The sequence below is a fragment of the Cupriavidus basilensis genome, from assembly GCF_000832305.1.
GTDB classification, from domain to species: domain Bacteria; phylum Pseudomonadota; class Gammaproteobacteria; order Burkholderiales; family Burkholderiaceae; genus Cupriavidus; species Cupriavidus basilensis_F.
Genome location: NZ_CP010537.1, coordinates 2,911,559 through 2,923,208, shown reverse-complemented (window position 1 = coordinate 2,923,208; position 11,650 = coordinate 2,911,559). Strand labels below are relative to the sequence as shown.

Genomic DNA, 11,650 nt, shown 5'->3' with positions numbered 1-11,650 from the left:
GATCGGTCAGTCCAGCAACTGGACGTTGGCCTGCAGCCGGGTTGGGGTAGCCGCATGAAAGGACCGCAGCCAGGGCAGCGCGGGCTCCAGCGTGGCGGACTCCGCATCGGGCACTGGCGCGCCGGCGGGCAGCGCCAGGCCGACCCGGTTATGCCAGTAGGTGCGCAGCCCCACGGCCGAGGTGCCGAACATGTCGTAGCCCGAGCCCGCGACAAACGCGGCATCCGTTGCCTGCACGCCCAGTTGCTCCAGCGCGAGCTGGTAGGGGCGCGGATCCGGCTTGTAGAAGCCCGCTTGCTCGGAGGTGACCACGACATCCCAGTCGATCTCCAGCAAGTCCGCGGCGCGCCGCCCCAGCCGCTCGGAGCAGTTCGTGACCACCGCCAGGCGGCAATGCGGGCGCAGGGCTCGCAGCAGCTCCCGTGCACCGTCCCACGCGGGGAGCTTGTCCCAGCCTGCGTCGAGCGCCTGCGGCGCGCTGGCGGGCAGGCCCACGTGGCTGGCCGCCTCGCGCACCAGTTGCTCGTAGGGAACGTAGGCGCCGCAGCCGTAAGTGCGCTTCAGGTACTCCGCGCGCCAGGCCCGGCCTTGCGCCTGCGAGCCGGCGGCGGCGTTCCATACGGTCCAGGAATCCAGCAGCGCGGTGAGCAGGTCGAACAGCACGGCGCGGGGCCAGGCAGGGGCGGGCGATTGGTCGATGATTTCCATACATTCCTTTTTGCGTGGGCGGGACAGCAGAGCGGCGGGCCGCAGGGCTGTGGAACAACTGGCCCTCAGTGTAGGAAGTAGTACGTGGTCCGTGGTTAAATACCGGAACATCAATCGTTAAGCTGAAGTGAATGATCCAGATCGAAGACCTGCGGCTGGTCGAGGCGCTGGCGCAGGCCCCGTCCCTGAGCGCAGCCGCCCGCGCGCTCAATGTGACGCCGCCAGCGCTGTCCATGCGCCTGCGCAAGCTGGAGGCCACGCTGGGCCTGGCGCTCGCCACCCGCACCGCCCGGCGCCTGAGCCTCACGCCCGAGGGCGAGCGCTTTGCGCAGGAAGGCGCGGCGCTGCTGGCGCAGCTCGAGGCGCTGCCCGAGTCGTTCCGCCGGGAAGACAGCCGCCTGACGGGCACGCTGCGCGTCGCCGCCCCCTTCGGCTATGGCCGGCACCACGTGGCGCCGGTGCTCGCGCGCTTTGCGCAGTGCCACCCCGGTTTGCGCCTGCAGCTGGATCTGCGCGAGGTGCCCTGGCCGGACAAGCATGACTCGGACGCGGTGGTGCATATCGGCGCCGTGCGGGACTCATCCTGGATTGCCCGCACGCTCGCCCCCAATGCACGCTGGCTGTGCGCAAGCCCGGCTTACCTGCGCGCCCACGGCACGCCGCAAGAGCCGCGCGACTTGCTGGGGCACGCGTGCATCTGCATTCGCGAGAACGACGAGGACGTGACGCTGTGGCGTTTTCGCCGGGCGGGTTCCGGCACCGCGCGGCGGCCATCGGCCCGCGAGACGCTGCGCGTTGTCCCGGCCTTTACGACCAACGACGGCAGCGTGGCGCGCCAGTGGGCGGAACAGGGGCTTGGCCTGGTGCTGCGCTCGGAGTGGGATACGGCGGATGCGGTGGCGCGCGGCACGCTGGTCCGGGTGTTGGCCGGCTGGGAGTTCGACAGCGCGCCGGTGACCCTGCTGGTGCCCACGCGGCGGGGCCGCACGGCGCGGGTACAGGCACTGATGCAGTTTTTCGAGGCGGCCCTGGGCAAGCCAGGGCCGCCCCCGCCGCGCTGAAAGCCCTCGCCGGTGACGTGCCGCCCGTCCCCCCTCAGGGTGCGGCTTGTGGCGTCACAATGCTGAAGTACCCGTCAAACGTATCCAGCATGCCGAACAGCGACACCACCGCTTGCGGGCTGCCGTCAATGCGGATGCTGCCATCGCGGATCGCGTCCGGCAGCGTCAGTTGCTTCAGGCTGATGCGGTCGAGCGTGGCCTTGTCCAGCGTGATGGTTGCCGTGGCCTGCGCGGCTTGCGCGTCGGCCAGGTAGGTCAGGGCGCTGTTGCGCAGCGTCATGGCGTAGCGCTCCTGCAGGTCGGTGAAGTTCCAGTTCAGCGTCATGGCCTTGCCGGCGGACTTGTCCGCATTCAGGCGCACCGCCAGGTAGTCGAAGAAATGCGGCACGGTCAGCGCGCGCACCAGGTCGGGCGACGTCGTGCCGCCGGGCGCGCCCCGCCTGATGCCGTTGCGCAGTTCCTGCGCGCCGGTCAGGTAGGCATTGCGCCAGGTCGCGTTTTCGGCCTGGTAGCCAAGCTGCTCCAGCGCGTCGGCCTGTAGCGCGCGGGCCGCGGTGTTGGCCGGGTCGGCAAAGACCAGCTCGTTGCCGATCTGCGCCACCCAGCGGTATTCGCCGCGGGCGTAGGCTTCGCGCGCCTTGGCCAGGACAGCGTCCGCGCCGCCCATCCATTCGATCGTCTTCTTCGCGCCCTGCACCGGCGGCAATGGGTTCAGGTGGGCCGGGTTGCCATCGTAGAACCCGAGGTAGCGCTGGTACACGGCGCGCACGTTGTGGCTGACCGAGCCGTAGTAGTCGCGCGCATACCATTTGCTGGCCAGCGGCTCAGGCAGCTTGCGCAGCGTGTCGGCAATGTCCGTGGGCGTGAGGCCATGGTTCATCAGGCGCAGCGTCTGGTCGTTCAGGTAGGCGTACATGTCGCGCTGGTCCGACAGGAACTCGTTGATGCGCGCCTTGCCCCAGGTGGGCCAGTGGTGCTGGGCGATCAGGATGTCGCTGCGCTCGCCGTAGCGGGCCAGCGCCTGGCCGATATAGAACGACCAGGCCTTGGCATCGCGCACCTGCGCGCCGCGGATGGTCAGGATGTTGTGCTGGGTGCGGGCAGCGTTCTCCGCGATGCACAGCGTGCGCAGCTGCGGGAAGTAGAGGTTCATCTCGGCCGGCGCCTCGGTGCCGGGCGTGAGCTGGAACTCGATATCGATGCCATCGATGCGGCGGGTGTCGATGGTCTTGTCGATGAGATCGGTGGGCGCCAGCAGCGTGACCGTGCCGCGCGAGGTGGCCTTGCCCAGGCCCGCGTCGACTTGCCCGGTCGCGTTGCGGGGCAGGGTGGTGCCGTACATGTATTGCGCGCGCCGGCTCATGGCGTTGCCCGCCAGCACGTTCTCGCTGATGGCCTCTTCCATGAAGCCCGCCGGCGCGATCACCGCCACCTTGCCGGCCTTCACGTCGGCTTCGTCGACGATGCCCTTGGCGCCGCCGAAATGGTCGACGTGGCTGTGCGTGTAAATCACGGCGACCACCGGCTTGCGCGGCCGGTGCGCATAGTACAGCGCCAGCGCCGCGCGCGCGGTCTCGGCGGTGATCAGCGGGTCCATCACGATGATGCCGGTGTCGCCTTCGATGATGTTCATGTTCGACAGGTCGGCCCCGCGCACCTGATAGAGGCGGTCGGTGACCTTGAACAGGCCGGCTTCATTGTTCAACTGCGCGAGCCGCCACAGGCTCGGGTTTACCGTGGCCGGCGCGGCATCGGCGCGCTCGAAGGCGTAGGCGTTGAAGTCCCATGCCACGCGGCCGTCCGCGCCGCGGATGGTGCCTTCGGGGAAGCGGGCCACCAGGCCGCGGTGCGCATCCTCGAAATCCTGCCGGTCGCCAAAGGGCAGTGCCTGCAGCCACGCCGCATTGGCTTGCACGGTGACGGGCGAGGCAGGCGCGCTGGCCGTCTGGGCGGTGGCGCACTGGAAGGCAACAAGCGCCAGGATGGCGGGGAGGATACGGCGAAGGGGCATGGCAAGGCTCGGTGACACGAAGAGGACGTCTATTGGAGTCCACCGCCACCTATAATTCAATTGCAAGTTTTTTATCTCAGCGATGCAAGGAGCGCATGTCTTGAACCTGAAACGGCTGGAGCACCTGATCGCGGTGGCCGAAGAGGGCTCGCTGGCGGGGGCCGCCCGCCGCGTGCACCTGAGCCAGCCCGCGCTGACCCGCAGCATCCAGGCGCTGGAGGCCGAGGCCGGCATGCCGCTGTTCGATCGCGGCCCGCGCGGCGTGGCGCTGACCGCGGCCGGGCGCATGGTGGCGGAGCGGGCACGGCGGATCCTGTTCGAGACGCGTTGCCTGGCGCGCGATCTCGCGCTGGTGCAGCAGCATGAGATCGGCAGCGTGCAGATGGGGATGGGGCCGTTTCCCGCCGCTATCCTGCTGCCCGGCGTGCTGTGCGCCCTCAACCGGGACTGGCCGAAGCTGCGGGTGAAGGCCGAGGTCAACAGCGCCCCGGCGCTGCTCGCCGCCCTGCACGCGGAGACGCTGGATTTTCTGGTTGCCGAGCGCCGTACCATGCCAGCGGCGGCAGAGCTGGAAGTCCGGCGCCTGCGGCCCGAGCCATCGGGCTGGTTTGCGCGCCCGGGCCATCCCCTTGCGGGCGAGCGTGTCACGCCGGCGCAATTGCGCGAGGCTACCCTGGTGTCCGTGCCGTTGCCGGATCATGGCCATGAGCAGTTGCGCAGGCTGCTTGGCTGCCGGCCGGGCGAGAGCCTGCCGTTTCAGGTGCAGAGCAATGATCTTCATGCGCTCAAGCATCTGGCGTGCCAATCCGATGTGCTGCTGCTGGCGCCCGCGCGGGCGCTCAGGGCGGAGCTGGAGAGCGGCGCGCTGGTGCCGCTGGCGCTGGCAAGCACGGTCTCCATGGCCATGGACTTTGTCGTCGTGCACCTGGCGCAGCGCACGCTGTCGCCGGCGGCGCAAAGGGCGGTGGCAGCCGTGCTGGCCGCCGCTTGATGGGCGCGCCAGCGCCAATCGAAAGCCAACTAAACGCAGCTTTATTTGCGTAAATATTATTTTTTTTAACATTTCCGGCGGCTGCGAGGCGCAGCCAGACGGGAAACCCACATAGCCGCCACCGCCATCCCTTGCGGCAGTCCCCGCCGGGATGCGGATGGGCTTCAGCCCGGTGAAGCCGGCCAGGGCGCCGTCCCCCTTGGCGCCGTCGCAGCCCAGCCCGCGCGCAAGCAACTTTTGTCAGGCTCGGCCGGAACGCACCGGCCCTTTGGCGGTCTATGACTTACATCCGCGTTACAATGCTGTGGTGCACCATCGGCAGCGGGTGGCTGATTTATCACCGTCCGCGCTGGTTTGGCCCTTGTTGCTCCAACCCGATTCGCTCCACCCCGATTCGCGCTATCCCGGTTCATGCGATCCCTGCTGCTCCTGATCACCGTTTTGTGCTTGTCTGCGCTGTCCTTCGGGGCAGCGGCGAACACGCACGCCGGTATATCGGGGTCTGAGGGGTCTGAGGGGCCAGCGGGGTCTGCATCTGATCCCGTTCGCGCCGAACGCCTGATTGCCGAAGCGGCGTTCTCCCGCACCCTCGACGAACTGGACGGCGGTGCCGGCCTGGAGCGCGTCGTGGCGCCGGGCGACGATGGCCTGGCGGGTGAAGCGATGGCGGCAGCGGCGGTGGAGGACGATCCTCCCGGCTACTGCGAGATCTGGTCCGCCGACTTGCTCGACCCTCTCGACATGCTCGACGAGATCGAAGAATCCAGCGCGCTCTTCGCGCTGCCCACCGTGCGTGTTTCGTTGCCCCCCAACGAGATCGCGCAACCGCTGCCCGCACGCCCGGATCCATTGCCCGCGGCGTTCTTCAAGCCCCCCATCTCCCTGATCTGACAGTCCTGGCAACCCGGGCGCGCAGCTTGCGCGCCGGGGCTGCGTTCCTATTGCCTGGGCGCCTTGGCCCGATCGCGTCCGCGATCGCTGGCTGACCGTTGGCGCGCGCTTTTCGCGTGCGCCGGCGGCGGGCGCGCAGCCGTTTCGCCTGCCCCCATTCGTCATGCAGATCAAACAGATCAAACAAATCACCATGTTTTCCATGGTGGCGTTGCTGTCGCTCGGAGCCTTGCCGGCTCTCGCGGCGGAAACGTTCACCTTGCCGCAACTGCTGTCCCTTTCGCAGTCCACCAACAAAGGCGTGGAGGCGGCGCAGGCTGGCGTCGATGCCGCCAGCGCCGCCGTGACCAGCGCGCGCGCCTATCCCAACCCGCAGGTCGAGGTGATGTACGGCCGTCTGTCGCCGCGCACTTCCGGTGTGACCGGTGGCGCCGCGCCGACCATGGCCATCACCCAGAAGCTGGACTATCCGCAGCAGCGCAAGCTGCGCGCCGAGATCGCCGGGCGCAGCCTGGAGGCCACCGAAGCCGGCCGCCAGGCATTCCGCGCGGACCTGGCGGCGCGGGTCAAGACGTCGTACTTCGATGTGCTACGTCGCGAGATGGAGCTGGCCGCCGCCAAGGAAGACCTGGCCATGATGCGGCAGATCCAGGACCGCGCCCGGCTGCGGGTGGAGGTGGGCGAAGCCCCGCGCTATGAGCTGATCAAGGCCGAGACCGAGCTGCTGAGCGCGCAGAAGACGCTGCAAAGCGCCCAGCTGCGCGTCAACCAGGCCAAGGCGGCGCTGCGCCAGCAAGTGGGCGGCGCCATGCCCGCGGCTTATTCGCTGTCCGGCAGCCTGAGCCAGCCCCCCGCGCTGCCGGCCCTGCCCACGCTGCGCGACACCTTGACCGGCGCCAACGCCGAGCTGACCCAGCGCCGCCTGGAAGCGGACCGGGCCAGCCTGGCCGTGGACTACCAGCGCTCGCTGCGCCTGCCCGAGCTGGCGGTGCGCGCCAGCGCCGAGCGCCAGCCGGACAACACGGTCTCGCAGGTTGGCCTGGTCCTCACCATCCCGTTGTGGGACCGCCGCAGCGGCCCGGTGGGCGAGGCGGCCGCGCAGGCGATCCAGGCCCGCACGGCGCTGGAAGCCCGCGAGTTCGAGCTCACGCAGGAGCTGGAATCGGCTTACCGCCAGTACGAGATCACGCAGTCGCAGGTAAGCGCGCTGGAAGGCGGCATCGTGCGCCAGGCCGAATCCGCGCTGGCGGTGGCCGAGTCGGCGTATCGCTTCGGCGAGCGCGGCATCCTGGACTACCTCGATGCCCAGCGCGTGCTGCGCGGCGCGCGCAGCGATCTGATTGCCGCGCAGTTCGAGCTGCAGGCCGCCACCATCCAGATCGAGAAGCTGCTGTCCAGCGTGCCCGGGCAGACCGCGGCGCCCACGGCACCCTCGGCCCCCACGGCAACTACGGAAACCAAATAAGCATGCGCCCCCATTTTCTACTTACCCTGACGGCAACCGCAGCCCTGCTGTTTTCCCTCGCTGGCTGCTCCGATGAACCCGCACCGGCCGCCGAGCCGCCCAGGCAGCCGCCCGGCGTGGTCAAGCCGGAACAGGCGCTGCAAAAAACCCTGAAGGTGGCCGCGGTGGCTGCCAGCCCGTTCAGCGAAGTGCTGCGCGTGTCCGGACGCATCGATTTCGACGAGCAGCGCGTGGCGCGCATTGGCGCCAGCGTGACTGGCCGCGTGACGGATCTCTACGGCATCCTGGGCCAGGAGGTCAAGGCGGGCCAGGTGCTCGCCCGCCTGCATAGCAGCGAGCTGGGCGCGGCCCAGATGGCCTTCCTCAAGGCCGAGGCGCAGACCGAGCTGCAGGCCCGCAACGCCGAGCGCGCGCGCCAGTTGTTCGCCGCCGACGTGATCGGCCGCGGCGAGCTGCAACGCCGCGAGAGCGAGCTGGCCATTTCCTCGGCCGAGATGCGCGCCTATCGCGACCAGCTGCGCGTGCTTGGCATGTCGGCCGCCGCGGTGGCGCAACTGGCCAAGAGCGGCAGCATCGATTCCTACTCGCCGGTGTTCTCCAGCATCAGCGGCACCGTGGTGGAGCGCAACGTCGCGCAAGGCCAGGTGGTGCAGCCGGCCGATGCGCTCTACACCGTGGCCGACCTGTCGCGTGTGTGGGTGGTGGCGGAAGTGCCCGAGCAGCAGGCCGCGCTGGTGGCCGAGGGCCAGAGCGTGGACATCGAGGTGCCGTCCCTTGGCAACGGCGCGGGCCAGAAGCAGATCACCGGCAAGCTCATCTACGTGGGCCGCACCGTGAATCCGCAAACGCGCACCGTGCTGGTCCGCACCGAGCTGGATAACCGCGAAGGGCGCCTGAAGCCGGCCATGCTGGCCAGCATGCTGATTGCCAGCGCTGCGTCCGAGCAACTGGTGATCCCGGAGTCCGCCATCGTGCGCGACGGCAACGACGAGCTGGTCTACGTGGAGCAGCCCGGCGGCCTGTACCGCCAGGTCAAGGTCAAGCTGGGCGCCGAGAGCGACGGCATGCGCGTGGTGCAAAGCGGGGTGAAAGCGGGCGAGCGCATCGTGGTGGATGGCGCCTTCCACCTCGATAACGAGCGCAAGCGCCTGGAACAGGGGTAATCGATCATGCTGAAATCCCTTGTGGAAGCCGCCATCAAGCAGCGGCTGGTGGTTTGCGTGCTGGCGGTGGTGCTGTTCTTCTTTGGCCTGCGCGCGGCAACCAAACTGTCGGTGGATGCCTTCCCCGACGTCACCAACGTGCAGGTGCAGATCGCCACCGAAGCCACCGGCCGCTCGCCGGAGGAAGTGGAGCGCTTTGTCACCGTGCCGGTGGAAATGGCCATGACCGGGCTGCCCGGCCTGGAAGAAATGCGTTCGCTCAACAAGGCGGGCCTGTCGCTGATCACGCTGGTGTTTACCGATGCGACGGACGTCTACTTTGCGCGGCAACTGGTGATGGAGCGCCTGATCGAGGTGGCCGGCCGCATGCCCGAGGGCGTGACGCCGGTGCTCGGCCCGGTCTCCACCGGCCTGGGCGAGGTCTACCAGTACACGCTGGACCGCGTCGACGACGGCAACCGCGCGCTCACGGCCGAGGAACTCTCCGAGCGCCGCATCGCGCAGGACTGGGTGGTGCGCCCGCTGTTGCGCTCGATCCCGGGCGTAGCGGAAATCAACTCGCAGGGCGGCTTCGTGCGGCAATACCAGGTGCTGGTCAACCCGGACCGCATGCGGCACTACCAGGTCACGCTGCAGCAGGTCTACCAGTCGCTCGCGCGCAACAACGCCAACTCCGGCGGTGGCGTGCTGCCGCACTACGCCGAGCAGTACCTGATCCGCGGCGTGGGCCTGGCCCGGGGCGTGGAGGATATCGGCAGCATCGTGCTCAAGGAGGTCGCGGGCACGCCGGTCTATGTGCGGGATGTGGCCAACGTGACCATCGGCCATGAAGTACGGCAGGGCGCGCTGGTCAAGAACGGCCAGACCGAGTCGGTCGGCGGCATTGTGATGATGATGCGCGGCGGCAACGCCAAGGAAGTGGTGAGCCGCGTCAAGGCCCGCGTGGCCGAGATCAACGAGCGCGGCATGCTGCCGGGCAAGCTGCAGATCGTGCCGTACTACGACCGCAGCGAGCTGGTGGACTCCGCGCTGTGGACGGTCACCAAGGTGCTGCTCGAAGGCGTGGTGCTGGTGGTGATCGTGCTGTTCCTGTTCCTGGGGGATGTGCGCTCGTCCGTCATCGTGCTGGCCACGCTGGTGCTGACACCGCTGATGACCTTCATGGTGATGAACCAGGTGGGCTTGTCGGCCAACCTGATGTCGCTGGGGGGGCTGGCCATCGCCATCGGCCTGATGGTGGACGGCTCGGTGGTGGTGGTGGAGAACGCGTTCGAGCGGCTTGGCCACCGCGACAAGAGTGGCATGAGCGGCATGAGCAAGACCGAGATCCTGGTCAAGGCGGTGCAGGAAGTGGCCACGCCCGTGATCGTCGGCGTGGGCATCATCATCCTGGTGTTCCTGCCGCTGATGACGCTGACCGGCATGGAAGGCAAGATGTTCGCGCCGCTGGCGTTCACCATCTCGATCGCGCTGGCGATCTCGCTGTTCCTGTCGCTCACGCTCTCGCCGGTGTTGTCGTCCTACCTGCTCAAGGGCGGCGCGGAGCACGATACCTGGCTGATCGCCTTCATGAAGCGCCACTACCTGCGCATGCTGCACTGGGCGCTGAACCATAGCCGCAAGACCGTGATTGGCGCGGTGGTGGCGTTCATGGCCACCGTGGCCATCGTGCCGCTGCTGGGCACCTCCTTTATCCCCGAGATGAAGGAAGGCTCGATCGTGCCGGCGCTGGACCGCGTGCCCAACATCTCGCTGGAGGAGTCGGTCAAGCTCGAGATGGAAGCCAACAAGCTGGTGCTGTCGGTGCCCGGCGTGAAGTCGGTGGTGTCCGGCGTGGGCCGCGGCGAAAGCCCGGCCGACCCGCAGGGCCAGAACGAATCGACGCCGATTGCCAGCCTGAAGGACCGCGACGAGTGGCCCGACGGCTGGACCCAGGACGATATCGCCAACGCCATCCGCGAGAAGCTCAAGGCCATTCCCGGTGTGCAGATCGTGATGGCACAGCCGATTTCCGACCGCGTCGACGAGATGGTCAGCGGCGTGCGCTCGGACGTGGCGGTGAAGGTGTTCGGCGACGACCTCGACAAGCTGCGCGACCTCGCCGGCGAGATCGCGCGGGTTGCCGGCGGCATCCCGGGCTCGCAGGACATCCGCATCGAGCGGATCTCCGGGCAGCAATACCTGTCGATCGAGATCGATCGCCAGGCCATCGCGCGTTACGGGCTCAATGCCTCCGACATCCACGACATCATCGAGATCGCCATCGGCGGCAAGCGCGCCACGGACATCTTCGAAGGCGAGCGCCGCTTTGCCGCGGCGGTGCGCCTGCCCGAGGCGTTCCGCGACAACGTGCAGGCCATCCGCCAGTTGCTGGTGGCCACGCCCAACGGCGCCCAGGTGCCGCTGCAAAGCGTGGCCAGGATCGAGGTCACCGACGGCCCCGCGCAAATCAGCCGCGAAATGGCCAAGCGCCGCGTGGTGGTCATGATCAACGTAAAGGACCGCGACCTCGGCGGCTTCGTCGCCGAGCTGCAGCAGGCCGCGCAAGCCAAGGTCAAGCTGCCGGAAGGCTACTACCTGGAGTGGGGCGGCCAGTTCCAGAACATGGAACGCGCCATGGGCCACCTGAAGATCATCGTGCCGGTGACCATTGCCGCGATCTTCTTCCTGCTGTTCCTGCTGTTCAACTCCGTGCGCTTTGCCACGCTGATCATCACCGTGCTGCCGTTTGCCTCCATCGGCGGCATCATCGGCCTGTTCGTCACCGGCGAGTACCTGTCGGTGCCGGCCTCGGTGGGCTTTATCGCCCTGTGGGGCATGGCCGTGCTCAACGGCGTGGTGCTGGTGTCGTACATCCGCACGCTGCGCGACTCCGGCTTGTCGCTGGACCAGGCCGTGATCCAGGGCGCGACCCAGCGATTCCGCCCGGTGATGATGACAGCCACCATCGCCATGCTGGGGCTGGTGCCTTTCCTGTTCTCCACCGGCCCGGGCTCCGAAGTGCAGCGCCCGCTGGCGGTGGTGGTGATCGGCGGGCTGATCACCTCGACCCTGCTGACGCTGGTGATGGTGCCGACGTTGTATCGCTGGTTCGATAACCGCAAGCCGGACCCGATGAAGGACGTGCCGGTGTAACGCAGAAACATCGCACAGTCAGGCAACGCCCCACGCGGTCCCGGTGGGGCGTTTTTCTTTGGGGCAAGCCGCCGCGCTAACGCATGGCCTCATCGATTCGATATCATGTCCCTCTCCCGCCATGCGGGAGAGGGGAGCTACGGCAGCGCTGGATCTGGCCCAGCGATGCATCGACCCACACGAAAGTCGGATGAATCAAAAAAGAAGGAAATCGCGTGGCAGGCC

At 68.1% G+C, this 11,650-nt stretch carries 8 protein-coding genes; 6 read left to right on the top strand and 2 right to left on the bottom strand.

The genetic code is table 11. From position 1 onward, the window contains the following. Nucleotides 1-6: 6 nt before the first annotated feature. Nucleotides 7-708 carry an HAD family hydrolase gene (locus tag RR42_RS33445; protein WP_052495144.1) on the bottom strand — a complete coding sequence of 234 codons (702 nt, stop codon included), beginning with the start codon at nucleotides 706-708 and terminating at the stop codon, nucleotides 7-9. Nucleotides 709-839: 131 nt separating this feature from the next. On the opposite strand from RR42_RS33445, the gene RR42_RS33440 reads away from it, so the two are divergent. Continuing rightward, nucleotides 840-1,769 (top strand): LysR family transcriptional regulator, encoded by a 930-nt coding sequence (locus RR42_RS33440; RefSeq protein WP_043356295.1) that lies wholly within the window; start codon nucleotides 840-842, stop codon nucleotides 1,767-1,769. Nucleotides 1,770-1,803: 34 nt separating this feature from the next. Here RR42_RS33440 and RR42_RS33435 read toward each other — a convergent pair whose 3' ends face one another. After that, nucleotides 1,804-3,780: an alkyl/aryl-sulfatase gene (locus tag RR42_RS33435; protein WP_043356293.1), complete on the bottom strand. Its 1,977-nt coding sequence runs from the start codon at nucleotides 3,778-3,780 to the stop codon at nucleotides 1,804-1,806. Nucleotides 3,781-3,880: 100 nt separating this feature from the next. On the opposite strand from RR42_RS33435, the gene RR42_RS33430 reads away from it, so the two are divergent. The 5 genes from RR42_RS33430 (at nucleotide 3,881) to RR42_RS33410 (ending at nucleotide 11,425) form a co-directional block, all read left to right on the top strand. After that, a complete protein-coding gene (locus RR42_RS33430) occupies nucleotides 3,881-4,771 on the top strand; it encodes a LysR family transcriptional regulator (RefSeq protein ID WP_043356290.1) in 891 nt (296 codons plus the stop codon). 411 nt (nucleotides 4,772-5,182) lie between these two features. Beyond that, on the top strand, nucleotides 5,183-5,662 hold the full coding sequence (locus RR42_RS33425; RefSeq protein WP_043356289.1) for a hypothetical protein: 480 nt from the start codon (nucleotides 5,183-5,185) through the stop codon (nucleotides 5,660-5,662). A 202-nt stretch (nucleotides 5,663-5,864) separates the two neighbouring features. Next, nucleotides 5,865-7,127 (top strand): TolC family protein, encoded by a 1,263-nt coding sequence (locus tag RR42_RS33420; RefSeq protein ID WP_419188924.1) that lies wholly within the window; start codon nucleotides 5,865-5,867, stop codon nucleotides 7,125-7,127. A 2-nt stretch (nucleotides 7,128-7,129) separates the two neighbouring features. Beyond that, nucleotides 7,130-8,290 carry an efflux RND transporter periplasmic adaptor subunit gene (locus tag RR42_RS33415; protein ID WP_043356288.1) on the top strand — a complete coding sequence of 387 codons (1,161 nt, stop codon included), beginning with the start codon at nucleotides 7,130-7,132 and terminating at the stop codon, nucleotides 8,288-8,290. Nucleotides 8,291-8,296: 6 nt separating this feature from the next. After that, nucleotides 8,297-11,425, top strand: a complete 3,129-nt coding sequence (locus RR42_RS33410; protein ID WP_043356285.1) for an efflux RND transporter permease subunit — start codon at nucleotides 8,297-8,299, stop codon at nucleotides 11,423-11,425. Nucleotides 11,426-11,650: the final 225 nt, after the last annotated feature.

What these genes read in the sequence shown, in the direction of transcription:
- RR42_RS33445 (WP_052495144.1), bottom strand. Translation starts at nt 708, where the DNA reads ATGGAAATCATCGACCAATCGCCCGCCCCTGCCTGGCCCCGCGCCGTG.
- RR42_RS33440 (WP_043356295.1), top strand. Translation starts at nt 840, where the DNA reads ATGATCCAGATCGAAGACCTGCGGCTGGTCGAGGCGCTGGCGCAGGCC.
- RR42_RS33435 (WP_043356293.1), bottom strand. Translation starts at nt 3,780, where the DNA reads ATGCCCCTTCGCCGTATCCTCCCCGCCATCCTGGCGCTTGTTGCCTTC.
- RR42_RS33425 (WP_043356289.1), top strand. Translation starts at nt 5,183, where the DNA reads ATGCGATCCCTGCTGCTCCTGATCACCGTTTTGTGCTTGTCTGCGCTG.
- RR42_RS33420 (WP_419188924.1), top strand. Translation starts at nt 5,865, where the DNA reads ATGGTGGCGTTGCTGTCGCTCGGAGCCTTGCCGGCTCTCGCGGCGGAA.
- RR42_RS33415 (WP_043356288.1), top strand. Translation starts at nt 7,130, where the DNA reads ATGCGCCCCCATTTTCTACTTACCCTGACGGCAACCGCAGCCCTGCTG.
- RR42_RS33410 (WP_043356285.1), top strand. Translation starts at nt 8,297, where the DNA reads ATGCTGAAATCCCTTGTGGAAGCCGCCATCAAGCAGCGGCTGGTGGTT.